This is a genomic window from Spirillospora sp. CA-142024 (assembly GCF_050942325.1).
GTDB lineage: Bacteria > Actinomycetota > Actinomycetes > Streptosporangiales > Streptosporangiaceae > Spirillospora.
Window position 1 is genome coordinate 5,666,029 of record NZ_CP192077.1, and the last position, 15,983, is coordinate 5,682,011.

17 protein-coding genes, 3 tRNA genes and 2 pseudogenes are annotated in these 15,983 nt (G+C 70.7%); 10 read left to right on the forward strand and 12 right to left on the reverse strand.

The window, feature by feature from the left end; all coding sequences use genetic code 11:
- Window positions 1-93: 93 nt before the first annotated feature.
- Entirely contained in the window at window positions 94-501 is a 408-nt protein-coding gene (locus ACQPZP_RS27135; protein ID WP_433472549.1) for a PPOX class F420-dependent oxidoreductase, read from the forward strand.
- A gap of 174 nt (window positions 502-675) precedes the next feature.
- On the opposite strand, the gene ACQPZP_RS27140 is transcribed toward ACQPZP_RS27135, so the two are convergent.
- From ACQPZP_RS27140 to ACQPZP_RS27170, 7 genes are all read right to left on the reverse strand, one after another.
- Complete coding sequence (locus ACQPZP_RS27140; RefSeq protein ID WP_433472550.1) at window positions 676-1,143, reverse strand: MerR family transcriptional regulator; 468 nt, start codon at window positions 1,141-1,143, stop codon at window positions 676-678.
- The gene (gene hypF, locus ACQPZP_RS27145; RefSeq protein WP_433472551.1) at window positions 1,140-3,344 is read right to left on the reverse strand and encodes a carbamoyltransferase HypF; all 2,205 of its coding nucleotides are present in this window, start codon (window positions 3,342-3,344) and stop codon (window positions 1,140-1,142) included. Before hypF ends, ACQPZP_RS27140 begins: the two co-directional genes overlap by 4 nt.
- Before the next feature lie 123 nt (window positions 3,345-3,467).
- Complete coding sequence (locus ACQPZP_RS27150; protein WP_433472552.1) at window positions 3,468-4,100, reverse strand: SRPBCC family protein; 633 nt, start codon at window positions 4,098-4,100, stop codon at window positions 3,468-3,470.
- Window positions 4,088-4,453, reverse strand: a complete 366-nt coding sequence (locus ACQPZP_RS27155) for an ArsR/SmtB family transcription factor (protein ID WP_433462162.1) — start codon at window positions 4,451-4,453, stop codon at window positions 4,088-4,090. Before ACQPZP_RS27155 ends, ACQPZP_RS27150 begins: the two co-directional genes overlap by 13 nt.
- 46 nt (window positions 4,454-4,499) lie before the next feature.
- Window positions 4,500-5,093: an FMN reductase gene (locus ACQPZP_RS27160; RefSeq protein ID WP_433472553.1), complete on the reverse strand. Its 594-nt coding sequence runs from the start codon at window positions 5,091-5,093 to the stop codon at window positions 4,500-4,502.
- Complete coding sequence (locus ACQPZP_RS27165; RefSeq protein ID WP_433472554.1) at window positions 5,090-6,169, reverse strand: LLM class flavin-dependent oxidoreductase; 1,080 nt, start codon at window positions 6,167-6,169, stop codon at window positions 5,090-5,092. Before ACQPZP_RS27165 ends, ACQPZP_RS27160 begins: the two co-directional genes overlap by 4 nt.
- Before the next feature lie 71 nt (window positions 6,170-6,240).
- Complete coding sequence (locus ACQPZP_RS27170) at window positions 6,241-7,374, reverse strand: TDT family transporter (protein WP_433472555.1); 1,134 nt, start codon at window positions 7,372-7,374, stop codon at window positions 6,241-6,243.
- Window positions 7,375-7,468: 94 nt separating this feature from the next.
- Here ACQPZP_RS27170 and ACQPZP_RS27175 point away from each other — a divergent pair, with 94 nt between their 5' ends.
- Window positions 7,469-8,374 carry a LysR family transcriptional regulator gene (locus tag ACQPZP_RS27175; protein ID WP_433472556.1) on the forward strand — a complete coding sequence of 302 codons (906 nt, stop codon included), beginning with the start codon at window positions 7,469-7,471 and terminating at the stop codon, window positions 8,372-8,374.
- Between the two features lie 6 nt (window positions 8,375-8,380).
- On the opposite strand, the gene ACQPZP_RS27180 is transcribed toward ACQPZP_RS27175, so the two are convergent.
- Window positions 8,381-8,950: a YceI family protein gene (locus tag ACQPZP_RS27180; RefSeq protein ID WP_433472557.1), complete on the reverse strand. Its 570-nt coding sequence runs from the start codon at window positions 8,948-8,950 to the stop codon at window positions 8,381-8,383.
- 99 nt (window positions 8,951-9,049) lie between these two features.
- On the opposite strand from ACQPZP_RS27180, the gene ACQPZP_RS27185 reads away from it, so the two are divergent.
- The 5 genes from ACQPZP_RS27185 to ACQPZP_RS27205 all read left to right on the forward strand — a co-directional run bounded on the left by ACQPZP_RS27185 (window position 9,050) and on the right by ACQPZP_RS27205 (window position 11,289).
- Window positions 9,050-9,853, forward strand: coding sequence for a universal stress protein (locus ACQPZP_RS27185; RefSeq protein ID WP_433472558.1), 804 nt, complete (start codon window positions 9,050-9,052; stop codon window positions 9,851-9,853).
- A gap of 173 nt (window positions 9,854-10,026) precedes the next feature.
- The gene (locus ACQPZP_RS27190) at window positions 10,027-10,995 is read left to right on the forward strand and encodes a CHAP domain-containing protein (protein WP_433472559.1); all 969 of its coding nucleotides are present in this window, start codon (window positions 10,027-10,029) and stop codon (window positions 10,993-10,995) included.
- 42 nt (window positions 10,996-11,037) lie between these two features.
- Window positions 11,038-11,110, forward strand: a tRNA-Gly gene (locus ACQPZP_RS27195).
- A gap of 28 nt (window positions 11,111-11,138) precedes the next feature.
- Window positions 11,139-11,209, forward strand: a tRNA-Cys gene (locus tag ACQPZP_RS27200).
- Window positions 11,210-11,214: 5 nt separating this feature from the next.
- Window positions 11,215-11,289 (forward strand) — tRNA-Val (locus ACQPZP_RS27205).
- Window positions 11,290-11,635: 346 nt separating this feature from the next.
- Here ACQPZP_RS27205 and ACQPZP_RS27210 read toward each other — a convergent pair.
- Both ACQPZP_RS27210 and ACQPZP_RS27215 read right to left on the reverse strand, forming a co-directional pair.
- The gene (locus ACQPZP_RS27210; protein ID WP_433472560.1) at window positions 11,636-11,962 is read right to left on the reverse strand and encodes a hypothetical protein; all 327 of its coding nucleotides are present in this window, start codon (window positions 11,960-11,962) and stop codon (window positions 11,636-11,638) included.
- A 96-nt stretch (window positions 11,963-12,058) separates the two neighbouring features.
- On the reverse strand, window positions 12,059-12,295 hold the full coding sequence (locus tag ACQPZP_RS27215; protein WP_433472561.1) for a hypothetical protein: 237 nt from the start codon (window positions 12,293-12,295) through the stop codon (window positions 12,059-12,061).
- A 237-nt stretch (window positions 12,296-12,532) separates the two neighbouring features.
- Here ACQPZP_RS27215 and qcrB point away from each other — a divergent pair, with 237 nt between their 5' ends.
- Entirely contained in the window at window positions 12,533-13,873 is a 1,341-nt protein-coding gene (qcrB, locus tag ACQPZP_RS27220; RefSeq protein WP_433472562.1) for a cytochrome bc1 complex cytochrome b subunit, read from the forward strand.
- A 15-nt stretch (window positions 13,874-13,888) separates the two neighbouring features.
- Complete coding sequence (locus ACQPZP_RS27225; RefSeq protein WP_433472563.1) at window positions 13,889-14,056, forward strand: hypothetical protein; 168 nt, start codon at window positions 13,889-13,891, stop codon at window positions 14,054-14,056.
- A gap of 21 nt (window positions 14,057-14,077) precedes the next feature.
- On the opposite strand, the pseudogene ACQPZP_RS27230 reads toward ACQPZP_RS27225, so the two are convergent.
- Together ACQPZP_RS27230 and ACQPZP_RS27235 are read right to left on the reverse strand one after the other, a co-directional pair.
- Window positions 14,078-14,336: pseudogene (locus ACQPZP_RS27230) on the reverse strand (transposase); the annotation flags it as partial.
- 147 nt (window positions 14,337-14,483) lie between these two features.
- Window positions 14,484-14,600: pseudogene (locus tag ACQPZP_RS27235) on the reverse strand (transposase); the annotation flags it as partial.
- A 524-nt stretch (window positions 14,601-15,124) separates the two neighbouring features.
- On the opposite strand from ACQPZP_RS27235, the gene ACQPZP_RS27240 reads away from it, so the two are divergent.
- On the forward strand, window positions 15,125-15,946 hold the full coding sequence (locus ACQPZP_RS27240; protein WP_433472564.1) for a hypothetical protein: 822 nt from the start codon (window positions 15,125-15,127) through the stop codon (window positions 15,944-15,946).
- The last annotated feature ends 37 nt before the right edge of the window (window positions 15,947-15,983 follow it).

Genomic DNA, 15,983 nt, shown 5'->3' on the forward strand with positions numbered 1-15,983 from the left:
GTCGAATAGTTGCTTCCGCTAACTAATCATATGCCGGGCATACTCCGCCAGACCGGAAGACCTGCCGCGAACGTGACCTCCTAGGATCCTTGGGTGAACGGAAAGCGGAGACACCGGCTCGACGCGGCCGACGAGCGCCTCATCGCGTTCTGGCAGGAACGCCACCTGTGCACCCTGGTCACGCTCCGTCCGGACGGAACCCCTCATGCCGTCCCGGTCGGGGCCACCCTGGACGGCGGCACCGTCCGCGTGATCACCTCGGCCGGCTCGGCGAAGGCCCGCCATGTCCGCCAGGCCGGCGAGGCCGGCCTGCCCGTCGCCGTCACCCAGGTGGACGGCCGCCGCTGGTCGACCATCGAGGGCCGCGCCACCCTCAAGACCGACGCCGCCTCGGTGGCCGACGCGGAGAACCGCTACACCGCCCGGTACAAGCCCCCGCGCCCCAACCCCGACCGCGTGGTCATCGAGATCACCGTGACCCGCGTCCTGGGCAGCCTCTGACAGGGCAGCCTCTGACAGGGCAGCCTCTGACAGGGCAGCCTCTGACAGGGCAGCCTCTGACAGGGCAGCCTCTGACAGGGCAGCCTCTGACAGGGCAGCCTCTGACGGGGCGGCCTCTGACGGGGCGGCCTCTGACGGGGCGGCCTCTGACGGGGCGGCCCCGCACCGGCGGCTTCAGTGCCGGTGGGCCTCTTGGAGCGACTGGCCGGACAGGCGGGCGGCGACGAGACCGGAGAAGTTGGGGCAGTCCCGGAGATCCTCGTGGGGGCACTTCAGGGCGTGCTCGATGGCGTCACGGGCCGCCTGTGCTCTGGCGATCTGCTCGTCCAGTTCGGCCTGCTTGCGCCGCGCGAGCCGGCGCCACTCGTCCAGCCCCGCGCCGGGAAGGGGCAGGAGGGCCTTCTGCTCGGTGAGCGAGAACCCGGCGTCGCGCAGGATCAGGATGACGCCGACCAGCGCGACCGCCGATTCGGGATAGCGCCGCTGACCGGAGATCCTGGCGGGCGCGGGAAGCAGGCCGAGTTCTTCCCAGTACCGGAGGGCCGAGGCGGCGACGCCGGCACGGCGCGCCAGCTCTCCGATGGTCAGCACATGATCGGACATGTTGCCTTCGAGCGTACCGGTGCCGCCCGGTGGGTTCACGGTCGCTCCTGGGCGATCGCCACGGCGGCTTGGCCGAGGCTGACGCCTCCGTCGTTGGGCGGGACCCGGTGGTGCGTCAGCACCTCGAAACCCGCCTCCGTGAGGCCTGACACAGCGCGTTCCAGCAGGAGCATGTTCTGGAACACTCCGCCGGAGAGCGCGACCGCGCCGAGCCCGGTGCCCGCGCGGACGCGGGACGCCGCGTCGACGATCAGCGCCGCGACGCCGTTGTGGAACCGCGCGGCGATCACCGGGACGGGGACGGCCGCCTTCATGTCGGCCACCACCGCCTCGATCAGGTCGCCGCCCGCGGCCGTGAAGGCGGACGTTCCGCTGAGGGACACCGAATACGCGGAGAGCTCGGCGGGGTCGGCCTGTTGCTCCAGTTCGACGGCGGCCTGGCCCTCGTAGTTGATCCGGTCCCGGACGCCGAGGACGGCGGCGACCGCGTCGAACAGGCGGCCCATGCTGGACGTGAGCGGGGCGTTGACCCGGCGACGGGCCATGTCCGCGACGGTGGACCAGCCGGGGCGGCGGGCCACCGGCAGATCGTCCGGCACGCCGTAGGCGGCCGCCATGCGCCAGGGCTCGCGGATCGCGGCGGTGCCGCCCGGCATCGGGACCGGCTCCAGGTGCCCCGCACGCTCGAAGCCCCGCAGGTCGGCGACCAGGAACTCGCCGCCCCAGAGCGTCCCGTCCGTCCCGTATCCGGTGCCGTCGAACGCGACGCCGATCACCGGCCCGTCCACCCCGTTGTCGGCGAGGCAGGACGCGATGTGCGCGTGGTGGTGCTGGACGGCGACGGCGGGCAGGTCCTGGTCGAGTGCGTACTTGGTCGACAGGTACTCGGGGTGCGGGTCGTGGGCGAGGAGTTCGGGGGTGATGTCGAACAACCGCCGGAAGTGCTCGATGCCCTCCTCGAAGGCGCGGAGGGTCGCGTAGTTCTCCAGGTCGCCGATGTGGTGGGAGAGGAACGCCCGGCCGCCGCGGGTCAGGCAGAACGTGTTCTTCAGTTCCGCGCCGCAGGCCAGCACGGACGGGCCTTCGGCGACGGGGATCGGCTCCGGCGTGTACCCGCGCGACCGGCGGACCGGGAGCGGCGTGCCGCGGAAGACCCGCAGCACCGAGTCGTCGGTGCGTGTGTGGATGGGCCGGTCGTGCATGAGAAAGGCGTCGGCGATGCCGGACAGCCGTTCCAGAGCGTCGTCGTCGCGGTGGGTGATCGGCTCGTCCGAGACGTTTCCGCTGGTCATGACGATCGGTTCGGTGACGAGGAGGTGGTGCAGCGGCGTGTAGGGCAGCATGAGGCCGACCGCCCGGTTCCCCGGCGCGACCGCGTCGGCGAGCACCGCGTCCGGGCGGCGGCGGGCCAGGACGATCGGGCGCCGAGGCCCGGCGAGGAGCGCCTCTTCTGCTTCGGAGAGGACGCACAAGGCCCGGGCCGCGGCCAGGTCGCGGACCATCACCGCGAAGGGCTTGTCCTCGCGGTGCTTGCGGGAACGCAGCGCGGCGACCGCGGCGCCGTCCGCCCGCGCCGCCAGGTGGTAGCCGCCCAGGCCCTTGACGGCGAGGACGGCGCCGTCCGCGAGCATCGACCGCGCGGCGTCCAGCGGGTCGGCGGCGGCGTGCGGGCGCAGGGTCAGGGACGGGCCGCAGGCGGGGCAGCACGCCGGCTGGGCGTGGAAGCGGCGGTCGGTCGGGTCCTCGTACTCGGCGGCGCATGGCCCGCACATCGCGAAGCCCGCCATGGTCGTGTTGGGACGGTCGTAGGGGACGTCCGTGACGATCGTGAAGCGCGGCCCGCAGTTCGTGCAGTTGATGAACGGGTATCCGTGGCGCCGGTCGGCCGGATCGCGCATCTCTCGGAGGCAGTCGTCGCAGGTCGCCGAGTCCCACGACACGAGCGCCCGGCGCTCCCCCGACCCGTCGCTGCCGACGATGGCGAACCCGTCGCGTCCGTCCGCGTGCAGTTCACGTGTGGTGACGCGCTCGACGACCGCCAGCCGGGGCGGGCGCGCGCGCAGGCCGTCCAGGAACCGCCCGACCGCGTCGGGTGCGCCCTCGACCTCGATGAACACGCCGCCCGCGTCGTTTCCGACCAGCCCGGACAGCCCGAGACCGGTCGCGAGGCCGTGCACGAACGGCCGGAACCCGACGCCCTGCACGACCCCCTCGACGCGGACGCCGACCCGGACGTCCACCCGGCCATTGTCCCGTCCGGGGCCTGCCGGGCCGGGAAGGCGCCGCGCGAGGCGTGTCCGTGGGCGCGCCTGACCGCGATGGCGGACGACGCCGCCATCGCGGTCAGGCGAGGAGGCCGCGGCTCATTCGGCCGCCCCGGTATAGGCGGCGATGGTGCGGTCCGCGGCCGCGCGCGCGGCCGCCTCGTCGGCGCCCGCGGCGACGTGCGCCTCGAACCACGCCTCGCCGCTCTGCCGGCTGAACTCCTTGCCCTCGTCGGTCACGGGCCAGTCGGCGCCGACCTCGTCCGGGGCGCTCCCGCCGGACGCCAGGTGCAGGCTGAGGCCGAGGAGCCCCATGTCCCAGCCGATGCCGACGGCGCCGGGGCCGAACTCGCCCCATCGGTCGTCGACGTGGGCGATGTGCTCCAGCTCGAACCGGGCCCGGCCGTCCTCCTCGGGGGTCAGCCGCACCTCGATCCAGCTGGTCTGGCCGCCGTACTCCCAGGTGGCGGAGAAGCTCTTGGGCGGGTCGCAGCGCTCGATCGTCCCGCCTGCGTTGCCCTCCAGCTGGTACCGGCCGCCGAGCCGCAGGTCGCCGGAGACGGGCAGGAACCAGCGGGCGATGCGCTCGGGGGTGGTGACGGCGTCCCACAGGTCCTCGACACCGGTGTCGTAGACCTGGCTGACCGTGCAGGTCCGTGCGGTGCCGGCCTCCAGCACGCGTTCGCCGACCGTGCGGCGGACGGCGTTGATCTGTCCCGTCACTTCGACCATGACTCGCTCCCTGGGTCGCTCTCCGTCTGGCGGCGTGCGCGCTTGCCGCGGGCGATCTCGGTCGCCAGCGCGTCCAGATGCGGCGTCCAGAAGCGGCGGAAGCGGTCGAGCCACGCGTCGACCTCCTGCAGGGGCGCCGAGTCGACGGCGTAGAGCCGGCGCGTCCCCTCCGCCCGCACGACCGCGAACCCGCTGTCCCGGAGCACCTTCAGATGCTGCGACACGGCGGGCTGCGAGATCCCGAACTCCTCGCGGATGACCGCCGTCACCTCGCCGGAGGAGCGCTCGCCGTCAGCGAGCATCTCCAGGATCCGGCGGCGGACCGGGTCGCCCAGCACATCGAATGCGTGCACGAAGGCCAAGCTACAGGAATGACTTATATAAGCCAAGCCTTAAGAATCATCGACCGCTGAGAAGCTCCTCGAAGGGGACGGGGTCGCCGAACGGGTCGTCCTTCGGCGGAGCCGGGCGGGCGGTCATGAGGGCGGCCAGTTCCGTGCCGGCCCGGGTGATCCGGTCGGGCAGGGCACGGTCGCCGCTCCCCCAGTCCTCCGACGCCGCGTAGACGCCGGTCGGGACGACGGCCGCGCGCAGGTAGGCGAACAGCGGGCGCATGGCGTGGTCGATGGCCAGCGAGTGCCGGGCGGTACCGCCGGTCGCGCCCAGAAGCACCGGGACGCCGTCCAGGGAACCGCGCTCCAGGACGTCGAAGAAGGTCTTGAACAGGCCGCTGTAGGAGGCGTTGAACACGGGCGTCACGGCGATGAGGCCGTCGGCGTTCGTCACCGTCTCGACGGCGGAGCGGAACGTCCCGGACGGGAACCCGGTCAGGGCCGCGTCGACCATGGCGTGGGCGTGGTCGCGCAGTTCGATCGCCTCGACGGCGACGTCCGCCGCGAGGGCGTCCGACGTCGCCGCGGCGAGCCGGTCGGCCAGGAGGCGGGTGGACGACGGCTGCCCGAGGCCCGCTGAGACGACGGCGAGGGTGGTCATCGCACCTCCTCGGTGAGACGGGAGCCGTGGGTCGGCGCGGTGGCGGGGACGTGCGCCGGGCGCAGCGACTCGAACTCCTTGCGCAGCACGGGGACGACCTCCTCCCCCAGCATGTCGATCTGCTCCAGGACGGTCTTCAGCGGCAGGCCGGCGTGGTCCATCAGGAACAGCTGGCGCTGGTAGTCGCCGAAGTGGTCGCGGAACGTCAGCGTCTTCTCGATCACCTGCTGCGGGCTGCCGACCGTGAGGGGCGTCTCCGCGGTGAACTCCTCCAGAGACGGCCCGTGCCCGTACACGGGGGCGTTGTCGAAGTACGGGCGGAACTCGCGGACGGCGTCCTGCGAGTTCCGGCGCATGAAGACCTGCCCGCCGAGGCCGACGATCGCCTGGTCGGCGGAGCCGTGGCCGTAGTGCTCGAAGCGCTGCCGGTACAGGCCGATGAGCTGCTGGAAGTGCTCCTTGGGCCAGAAGATGTGGTTGGCGAAGAAGCCGTCGCCGTAGTAGGCGGCCTGCTCGGCGATCTCCGGGCTGCGGATCGAGCCGTGCCACACGAACGGCGGGACGCCGTCCAGCGGACGGGGCGTCGAGGTGAAGGACTGCAGCGGCGTGCGGAACTTGCCCTCCCAGTCGACGACGTCCTCGCGCCAGAGCCGGTGGAGCAGGTGGTAGTTCTCGATGGCGAGCGGGATCCCGTCGCGGATGTCCTTGCCGAACCACGGGTAGACGGGGCCGGTGTTGCCGCGTCCCATCATCAGGTCGACCCGGCCGCCGGCGAGGTGCTGGAGCATCGCGAAGTCCTCGGCGATCTTCACCGGGTCGTTGGTGGTGATCAGGGTCGTCGCGGTGGACAGGATCAGCCGCTCGGTGCGGGCCGCGATGTAGCCGAGCATCGTCGTCGGGGAGGACGGCACGAACGGCGGGTTGTGGTGCTCGCCGGTCGCGAAGACGTCCAGCCCCACCTCCTCGGCCTTGTCCGCGATCGCGACCATGGCCTTGATCCGCTCGGCCTCGGACGGGACGCGCCCGGTCGTCGGGTCGGGGGTGACGTCGCCGACCGTGAAGATCCCGAACTGCATGCCGTCCTCCAAATAGTAGAACTTTCAACCATCCTACCGAACCGTGCCGGACGGGCGGGTATTCCTGGCGCTCAGGGCCGGGCGACGGCCGGGGCGGCCGGCAGGAAGAGGTGGCCGCTCAGCGCGCCCCGGAGCGTCCGGAACCCGGCGACGGCCCAGGCCACGACGAGGAGGAGGTAGAGGATCACGGCAAGGTCGGCCAGTGCGTCCACGCCGGTCATCCTGGACAGGCCGGACGCGCCGGTCACGCAGGTCCCGACGGGGAAGGTGAAGGCCCACCATGTCATCGCGAACGGCATGCCGCCGCGCAGCGCCCGCACGTTCGCCGTCCCCGCCAGGGCGAGCCAGAGCATCGCGAAACCCATGACCGGCGTGCCGTAGAGGACGGCGAAGGCGCGCATCGCCGCCGCGTAGCCGGGGGCGGCCCGCCCCGCCGCCTCCGCGATCTGGACGACGGCCGTCGTGGACTGCCCGAGCGGCCCCAGCACGAGGAAGAGCGTCGGGGTGAGGGCGACCGGCGACGGCCGGCCGCCGGCGAGCCGCGTCCAGATCCCGGGAAGCAGGACGAGCGTGGCGAGCAGGCTCGCGCCGAACATGCCGTAGCAGCCGTACAGCAGCGTGGCGCGGGCCTGCCCCGCGGGCAGGTGCGGCACGAGCGCGGGCCCGAGCGCGGCGGCGACCATGGGCGCGACGACGGGCAGCAGCCAGGTCGGGTCCGCGGACCCCGGTTCGAGCCGGTGCCTGGTGATCATCAGGTAGGGCACGCCGGCGGCGGCGGCCACGGCGTAGATCGTTCCAACGGTCCAGAGGACGGCGTCCAGCACGACCGCCGCCCCGGTCCCGATCACGCCGGGGCCGAGCACGAGCGTCCCGTAGCCGACGGCGAGCAGCGCCATGGGCGGGCAGCCGTAGAACACGGCGGTCGCGGGATTCTCCAGGAGTTGGAACCGCGCCACATCCCGGTGCCGGGTGAGGTGGACGGCCCGCGCCGCAACGAGCGTCGCGAGCATCACGAGCGAGAGCGCCCACACGGCGACGGCGAAGCCGTGCAGCGCCGGCACGTCCACCGGCAGCGCGCTCGCGCCGTTCGCGACGATGGACGTGCCCATGACGGCCGCGTACCAGTTGGGTCCGAGGTGGCGGAACACGTCGGCCGGGCGGTCGAGCGCGCTCAGCGGGGCGCCGTTCGCGGAGGGGAGGCTCATGGGACCCAGGCTCCGCTCTCGCACGAGCCATCAGTAGAGGTCATGACTCTATGAGGTCATAAGGCACCCTTATGGGCGCCGTAGGATCGGCGTCATGGCCGTTTCGCACCGCGTCCCCGATCTGGCCGCCCTCGAACTGCTGCTCGCCGTCGTCCGGCTGGGCAGCGTCGGGCGCGCCGCGGCCGAGCTCGGCGTGACCCAGCCCGCCGCCAGCGCCCGGATCCGCTCGATGGAGCGGCAGATCGGCGTGGCGCTGCTCGAACGGTCGCCGCGCGGCTCCCGCCCCACCGAAGCGGGCGCGCTGGTCGCCGAGTGGGCCCGGCAGGTGGTCACGGCGGCGGAGGCGCTCGGCGCGGGCGTCGAAGCGCTGCGAGAGCAGCGGGACGGGAGACTGCGCGTCGTGGCGAGCCTGACGGTCGCCGAGTACCTGATGCCGGGGTGGCTGGTGACGCTCAAGACCGTCCGTCCCGGCGTGGCGGTGACGCTGCGCACCGCCAACTCGACCGTGGTCGCGGAGCAGGTCCACGGCGGCAGCGCGGACCTGGGGTTCGTCGAGGGCGTGCGAACGCCGCCGGGCCTGAACGGCACGGTGGTCGCCGCGGACCGGCTCGTGGTCGTGGTCGGCCCCGGCCATGCCTGGGCGCGGCGGCGTTCCGGGGTCTCCGCGGCCGAACTGGCGGCCACGCCGCTCGTCCTGCGCGAGGAGGGCTCGGGGACGCGCGAGGTCCTCGACCGGGCGCTCGCCGCGCACGGGGGGACGGCGCCGCCGCTGCTCCAGCTCGCGTCCACCACCGCGCTCAAGGCGGCGGCCGTCTCGGGCGCCGGCCCGGTCGTGGTGAGCGACCTCGCCGTCGCTGACGAACTCGCCGCCGGTCGGCTGATCCGCGTCCCCGTCCCCGAACTGGACCTCTCCCGGCCGTTGCGCGCGGTCTGGCCGTCCGGCCAGCGGCCCGCCGGCCCCGCCCGCGACCTCCTGGCCCTCACCCGCCCGGGGGCCTGAGGGGGCTCAGGCGCGGGCGTCGGTGCCGGCCCGGAGGGCCTGGATCTCCAGGGAGATCGCGATCTCGTCGCCGAGCATGACCCGGTCGCCCTGCAGCGGGACGTTGAACTCGATGCCGAAGTCGCGGCGGCTGATGGACGCGGTCGCGGTGAAGCCCGCGCGGACGCCGCCCCACGGGTCGGAGTCCACGCCGTGGAACTCGGTCAGCAGCCGGACGGGGCGGGTCACGTTCTTGATCGTCAGGTCGCCGACCAGGTGGTAGCGGGGCGCGCGGGCGCGGCGGCCCACGGTGGCACGTTCCAATCCGGTGCCGGCGAACATCATGACCGGGTGCCGCCGGACGTCCAGGAAGTCGGCGGAGCGGACGTGCTCGTCCCGCTCGGGGCTGCGGGTGTCGATCGAGCCCATCCGGATCTCCGCGCGGGCGGTCGAGTCGAGCGGGTCTTCCGCGATCACCACCTCGCCCCCGAAGTCGGGGAACGAGCCGCGCACCGTCGTCATGAGGTGCCGGATCGTGAAGGTGATCTCGGAGTGGACCGGGTCGATGGTCCAGCGGCCGGCTTCGAGCTCGGACACCTCGGCCCCCATGAAAATCCCCCCAAACATTGACAACCAGGAAAAACTACCGCATAACTCCCCTGGTCTGCCGGGGGCCTTCCGGGGAATGCTCAGGACATGATCGGTGAACACGTGCTCGCGGGTTACGTTCCGGACGCGGGCGGCCGGGAGGCGCTCGACCTCGCGCGCGGGATCGTCCTGCTGACCGGCGGCCGGCTGAGCGTGGCGACCGTCCACCCGCCGGACCTCCCGGCCGCGGCCGGCGAGGCGCGCGCGGTCCTGGACCAGTTACCGGACGTCCTGGACGGGCAGCCCGCGGACCTGCTCGTCCAGGAGGGTCGCAGCGTCGGCAGGGGGCTGACCGTGCTCGCCAGCCGGATCGGCGCCGACCTGATCGTCGTCGGCTCCCCCGACGGCGGCGCCCGCGGCCGCATCGGGGTCGGCGCCGCCGCCGACCACCTGCTGCACTCGGCGACGGAGGCCGTGATGCTCGCCCCGTCCGGCTACACCCCGCCGGACGACCTGGCCCGCATCACGGTCATGTACGTCCGGCGGCCCCAGTGCGACGAGGCGGTCATCCGGGCCGCCCAGGCCGCCGACCGCCTGGAGGTGCCGCTTCGCCTGGTCACGCTGGCCATCGGGGACGTGAACGCCGAGCGGCTGCGCGACGACCTGGCCCTCGCCATCCGCCTCGCCCTGGACTCCGCCGACCTGCTCTCCGAGGACGTCTCCGCCGACCTCGCCGAGGGCGACGACGTCGCCGACGCCCTGGACGACGTGGACTGGCTCGACGGGGAGTTGCTCGTCTGCGCGTCCAGCGAGGACGCCGCGGCCCACCGCGTCTTCGTCGGCGAGGTCGCCCTCAAGGTCCTGCGGGCCGCGCCGTGCCCGGTCACCGTCCTCCCGCGCGGCTACTACTAGTAGTCCCTTTTGGCCGGTTGTGCGGAACGACTTGCCGCCCCCCGTTTACCTCCGCTACATTCCGTCGAGATCGGAACGTGACCTTGGGACCGCGGTCTGGGGGCCTTGGCGCGTTCCGTCCCCCCGGTCGGGCGTCACCCTGCCCGAACGAGCGAGGTGCGGCAGGGAGCGAGATGGACCCGATCGGCAAGAAGCTGCTCGACATCGCCCAGAAGGAACTCGGCTACACCGAGAAGGGCGACGGCTACACGAAGTTCGGCGAGTGGTACCGCAAGAACGTCGACGGCGACCACGACGAGTACTTCTCGACGGCGCCATGGTGCGACATGTTCCTCGCCTGGGCCGCCGACAAGGCGGACGTCACCGATCAGGCCGGGCAGTTCGCCTCCACCATCGAGCACGCCAAGTGGTTCAAGAAGAACGACGCCTGGGGCCACGACCCCGAGCCCGGCGCCATCGTCTTCTACGACTGGAACGGCTCCGGCGACATCGACCAGGTCGACCACGTCGGCATCGTCGAGAAGGTCGACGGCCACACCCTCCACACCATCGAGGGCAACGCCGACGGCTACAAGCTCATGCGCAAGACCCGTGACATGGACGACGTCGTCGGCTTCGGCTACCCGTCCAAGATCAAGGTCGAGGCCAAGTACGCCCCGAAGCACGCCGCGCCGGCCCCCACCGTCGACCGGATCGGCTCCCCCGTCACCTCGACGCAGGCCCAGGAACAGGAGCACTCCGCCGCCCCCGAGCATCTCCCCACCCAGGAGGTCGTCCTCGGCGGCATCCTCGCCTTCGTCCTGTGCGGCACCGTCGCGCTCGCCGCCGGCCGCGCCGCCGCCGCGAAGGCCCCGACGACTCCGCCGATCCGCGTCCGCAAACGCGGGAAGCACCACCGCCCGTCCACCCCCGTCGCGCTCCCGGCCGACGTCACCCCGGCCGACCTCGACGCCGCGGACGCCAGCACCACCCTGATGCCCGCCATCTCCCTCGCCGCCGCCCACGAGGCCGAGGACCGCGAGTTCTGGGGCCGCATCGCCCACCTCGAAGAGGACAAGGAACTCGACTTCTGGAACACCCTCCACGCGGAGCTCACCGACTCGGAGCCCGCTCGGTACGCAACCACTCCCGGATTCCGCTAGAGTTGTCCATGCGAGCCCGGAGGGCGACCTCCGGACGGACAAGCGGACGTGGCTCAGTTGGTAGAGCATCACCTTGCCAAGGTGAGGGTCGCGGGTTCGAATCCCGTCGTCCGCTCTGAGAGGCCCCCGTCAGGCCTCGCTCTGGTGGAGTGGCCGAGAGGCGAGGCAACGGCCTGCAAAGCCGTGTACACGGGTTCAAATCCCGTCTCCACCTCGCAAGGGCGATTAGCTCAGTGGGAGAGCGCTACCTTGACACGGTAGAGGCCACTGGTTCAATCCCAGTATCGCCCACCACAAAGCCCAGGTCAGGCCGCAAACGCCGACCTGGGCTCTCGTTTTGACGCAGTTGGACGCGGAATCGGGAGCACGCTGCTCCCACCCCCGTCCCGGACTACCTGACCCTGGGTAGTGCCCACCCGGGAGCATGCTGCTCCCGCTCTCTCGGGCCGCCATGGGCAACCACGAGTAGCACCGTGGCCGGCAGCTCGCGCCGTTTCTGCCTCGACCGTCCCCCTGCAAGCGCGGACCGGCTTGGCATTCGCTGCAAGCCGCGACGCCCCAAATCCCGGCGGTCGCCCGAACAAGCGTGACAGCCCGATGCCCCCGGACGGCGGCATCGGGCTGTTCAGCGTGTGCGGAGTCAGCCATGCCAGCGTCGTTGCAACCGGGTGACCAGGCGCCTGCGAATGGTTTCGGTGACGTGGCTGTAGACACCCTGGATGCCCTTCATCTTGTGCCCCATCCGCTCGTGTTCGATGACTTCGGGCACGCCGAGTTCGTCCAGGATGGTCTTGTGGTGGTGGCGCAGGCCGTGGAAGACCGCGCCGAGCAGGATCGGTGGTTGCGTGCCCCGTAGGGCGAGATCTCCGTCGCAGGCGGGACGCCAGACGCGGCGGGCGAAGTGGGACCGGCGCAGCCATCCTCCTCGGGAAGCGACGAAGACCTGGTCGTGGTCATGACCGGCCATGGCCTCCTCTGGCAGTTCGGCCAGGAAGGCCGGCAGATCGATGCGGCGGGCGGCGGCCGGGCTCTTGGGCGGTCCGAGCCAGAGCCGGGCGCCGACCTAATGCAGGGATCCGACGTCGGGGTCGATCAGGATGTACCCGTCGCCGGTACGACAGTTGCCACGCGCGAGCCCGGCCAACTCGCCCCAGCGCATCCCGGTCCACGCGGCGGTGATCACAATGATCTCGATGTATCGGCCGCCCAGCCGCCGGATCCGTTCACCGATCCGCCGAACCTGCTCGGCGGTGGGGACCGGACGGCCCTTGCCCGACTGGCCGGGGTGGTGGGCGGCCATGTGGCCGAGGCTGAACCAGCCCGCACCGAGAAGAGGGCAGAGCCTGGCTGGACCACCGCTGGCGGCCACCAAGATCCGCAACCGAACCCGCCTATCGGAGGCTGCCCTCCTGCGAATGCGCACGGGTGGTCTTCCTGTCTCGTATGTCACATCTGCCAGTTTCGCTCCCTTCAGTGTCACAGCTGCCGACCTTGGCACGTCGCATGTGTACCAGAACTAGATCGGGGAGTGGGGCCAATGAAGGGACAAGCCCGCTGGGTGGGCCGGTGGTCACGGCAGGCACGGACCGATCATTGGTCGTTCTTGTTCGCCCAGCTCGCCATTTACTCGTTCCTGGTGCTCATCGCCACGGGTGCGTTCCTGACCATGTTCTTCGACCCTGACATGACGCAGGTCACCTATGACGGCTCGTACGGGCCGCTGCGGGGCGTGCCGGTCAGCGAGGCGTACGCGTCGACGCTCGACATCAGCCTCGACGTGCGCGGCGGCCTGCTGATGCGGCAGATTCACCACTGGGCCGCGCTGATCTTCGTCGCCTCGATCGCCCTGCAACTGCTGAGGCTGTTCTTCACCGGCGCGTTCCGCCGCCCACGCGGTCTCAACTGGCTGATCTGGGTGACCGTACTGGTGCTGGGCATGGTGACGGCCTGGACCGGCACGATCCTGCCGGACGACATGTTGTCCGGCGGCAGCCTCGGGCTTCTCCAGGGCGTGACCCAGGCGATTCCGCTTGTCGGCACCAGCCTGACGTTCTTGATCTTCGGCGGCGAGTTCCCGGGCGAGGAGATCATTCCCCGGCTCTACTGGCTGCACATCCTGGTGCTCCCATCGGTCCTGGCCGGCCTGTTCCTCCTCCGCCACAGGCTCGTCCGCAAGCACGGCCACACCCGTTTCCGCGACGCCTTCCCAGGACGCGCGTCGCGTGGCTCAGCGGTGGCGCTATTGCTGGCAACCTGCGGGGTCCTCGCACTCATCGGCACGTTCGCGCAGATCAACCCGATCTGGCAGTACGGCCCGTACCGGCCCGGGGACACCACCGCCGGAGCGGTGCCCGGCTGGTACATGGGCTTCCTGGACGGAGCCGTGCGGATCATGCCGGGCTGGGAACTCAGCGTGGCGGGTCACCCGGTCACCCTCGCGGTGCTGGTGCCCGCGCTCCTGATGCCGGGGGCGTTCTTCACCCTCCTGGCGGCCTATCCCCTGATCGAACGGCGGCTTACCGGCGATCGCGGCATCCACCACGTTCTGGACCGTCCCCGCGACGCGGCGACCCGTACTGCGGTGGGCGCGGCCGGCATCGCCTTCTATGGACTGCTGTGGGCCGCGGCCGCCAACGACCAGATCGCACGCAACTTCCACTTGTCTTTGTACGACGTCACCTGGTTCTTCAGGGTGGCCGTCTTCGCCGGACCGCCGCTCACCTACGCCCTCACCCGGTGGATCTGCCTTGGACTGACCTACCGGGAGCAGAGGGAGTCCATTCACGGCCGCGAGACCGGACGGATCCTGATGAGCCCGGACGGCGGCTTCAGCGAGATTCACGAAGCCCCGCACACGCCCCGCGAACTGACGCACTGACCAGAAAGGGACGACATGAAGCGCAACCGACTACGCAAACATGTCGCGCGAATGTTCCGGGCCGCCCCGGACCGTCCTGCCACCGACTCCGGCAACGACGAGGCCGCGTTCCCCAACACCGTCAAGCTGACCTCGGTCGATCTGACTCAACTACTGAAAGACGGAACCCTCGGCTTGAACTAAGGGTGTGTTTAAGACGCCATCTCATTTGGTGAGTCGGCGGTGACAGATGAGAGTGGCGGCGATGCCGACGAAGCCCAAGGAAGTGCTCGGCCTTACGTTCGTAGCGGCGGTGCAGGCGGCGACAGCCGCTCAGCCATGACACCGTCCGTTCCACCACCCAGCGGTGCCGGCCGAGCCGGTCGGAGGACTCGATGCCGCGGCGGGCGATGCGCGGCGTGATGCCACGTTCGCGCAGCCGGCGCCGCAGGTCGGTGTGGTCGTAGCCCTGATGAGCAGGTAGGCCTGACGCTGCTGGTCAACGGTGGAGACCTTGTGAGTAGCCGGCGTCGGGAGCGCTGCGACAAGACCGGTCGGTCCGTTCTGGCCTTGGTGGGGCCCGGCCTTTGGTAGTCGTGACTTGAGCCGCTTGCGGGGTCGTCTCATGTGTGTGCCGGCGCCGGGAGGCGTAACTCAAGAACGTCCCGAGCCGACAGTTGATGATCTTCCCGGCGGTGCCGGTGTATTGCCGCTGAACCCCGACGCTATGGGTGCCGGACTTCTCGAACCGACCTCGGCGAACAGCTCCTCAAACCCGCCATCCACGCCGCCGGATCCACCTCGTCCTCTACCCTGGGCGGCACGGCCACCGCCCCTCATTCAGTCCGTACACACCTGAATGATCACAGCGGTGGCCGTCTCACGTTACGGCCAGACCATCGAGATCACTAAGTGCGGCTTGCCCTACTGGGCTCGAATCCCATGCCTCCGCTCACGCCTAGGAACCGAGGCATGACCAGCAGATAAGTGGTCAACACCTCGGTCCAGGCAACTCGACGGTTCTTGGAGCGCCGTGCTTCCCAAAATTCAAGACTTGTCCCTACGTGAACGGCCGAGGAGAAATCCGCCTGCGGCCCATGCAAGTGAGAACATTGTGGGGCGGCGGCTCGTGTCCATACCCGGCCGTGCCTCTAGCAGGAGGTCTTTGCCCGTGCTTTGCTGATCGCATCCGACCGCACCTCTACGGTATTGCGGTCGACCCCAGGGGGATGCGCATGTGCCACGCGGCGGGGCCTGCGGCAAGGAGGGACAATGCCTCTTACGTCGAAACTCTTCCGCGACGACGCGGCGCTGCAGAAGTGCCTGGTGTCGGACGCCGGCCACGTCACACCCGGCGCCAGGGGCGACCACGTCTCCAAGATCCAGGCCGCGCTCGTCACGTTGGGTGCCGGCGTGATCGCTCCTGACGAGATCGAGGGGATGCTCTACGGCCAGACGACGGCGCGGACCGTACTGGCCTTCAAAGGGCCACCGCGCAACATCCTGGGCCCCGGCCAGACGACGCCGGACAACATCGTCGGCAAGAAGACGATCGCCGCGCTGGACAATGAGCTCGTGGCGTTCGAGAACAGACCGCCGCCGACCGTGGTCAGCCTGTTCGTCTCCTTGACCCATGAAGGATCTCCCCACGACCACAGCACGTGCCCAAGGGACACCAGCGGGCACCTGGTCGACCACATCGCCACGCCGATCAACCCAGGCCTCGGGCGGAAGGTGAACATCGGCGGCGAAGGGGAGACCCAGTACCAGGGCTTCGAGGATTTCGTCACCGACCCCGGAGTCATCGGCGGACCACCTCGCCCGCTGACCGACACCATTCCACCCGACACGGCCACAGACATCGCACTGCGGTCCGCGCCCATCACGCCTCGCGGAGAGAGCGAGATACGCCGAATCGCGGCATCCGGCGCGCGCCTCACGATCGCCACGAACTCGTACACGCTGCCGAAGATGGAGCAGATCGTCCAACGGCTCGGCGGGACCGTCATCGAGCGCATCTCACTGCCGGACACCTCGGTCCCGGACGGACTCGGCTACCAGATCCTGGTCGTCGTACTCCCGATCAAGTTCTGACGTGGACATGACACGGCTCGCGCGTAGGTCCGTGCGG

Bases quoted from the DNA above. Each gene is read 5' to 3' on its own strand.
- ACQPZP_RS27210 (WP_433472560.1), bottom strand. From the start codon at position 11,962: ATGGCCGGTCATGACCACGACCAGGTCTTCGTCGCTTCCCGAGGAGGA.
- ACQPZP_RS27190 (WP_433472559.1), top strand. From the start codon at position 10,027: ATGGACCCGATCGGCAAGAAGCTGCTCGACATCGCCCAGAAGGAACTC.
- ACQPZP_RS27150 (WP_433472552.1), bottom strand. From the start codon at position 4,100: ATGGTCGAAGTGACGGGACAGATCAACGCCGTCCGCCGCACGGTCGGC.
- ACQPZP_RS27160 (WP_433472553.1), bottom strand. From the start codon at position 5,093: ATGACCACCCTCGCCGTCGTCTCAGCGGGCCTCGGGCAGCCGTCGTCC.
- qcrB (WP_433472562.1), top strand. From the start codon at position 12,533: ATGAAGGGACAAGCCCGCTGGGTGGGCCGGTGGTCACGGCAGGCACGG.
- ACQPZP_RS27240 (WP_433472564.1), top strand. From the start codon at position 15,125: ATGCCTCTTACGTCGAAACTCTTCCGCGACGACGCGGCGCTGCAGAAG.
- ACQPZP_RS27175 (WP_433472556.1), top strand. From the start codon at position 7,469: ATGGCCGTTTCGCACCGCGTCCCCGATCTGGCCGCCCTCGAACTGCTG.
- ACQPZP_RS27170 (WP_433472555.1), bottom strand. From the start codon at position 7,374: ATGAGCCTCCCCTCCGCGAACGGCGCCCCGCTGAGCGCGCTCGACCGC.
- ACQPZP_RS27165 (WP_433472554.1), bottom strand. From the start codon at position 6,169: ATGCAGTTCGGGATCTTCACGGTCGGCGACGTCACCCCCGACCCGACG.
- ACQPZP_RS27225 (WP_433472563.1), top strand. From the start codon at position 13,889: ATGAAGCGCAACCGACTACGCAAACATGTCGCGCGAATGTTCCGGGCC.
- ACQPZP_RS27215 (WP_433472561.1), bottom strand. From the start codon at position 12,295: ATGGCCGCCCACCACCCCGGCCAGTCGGGCAAGGGCCGTCCGGTCCCC.
- ACQPZP_RS27185 (WP_433472558.1), top strand. From the start codon at position 9,050: ATGATCGGTGAACACGTGCTCGCGGGTTACGTTCCGGACGCGGGCGGC.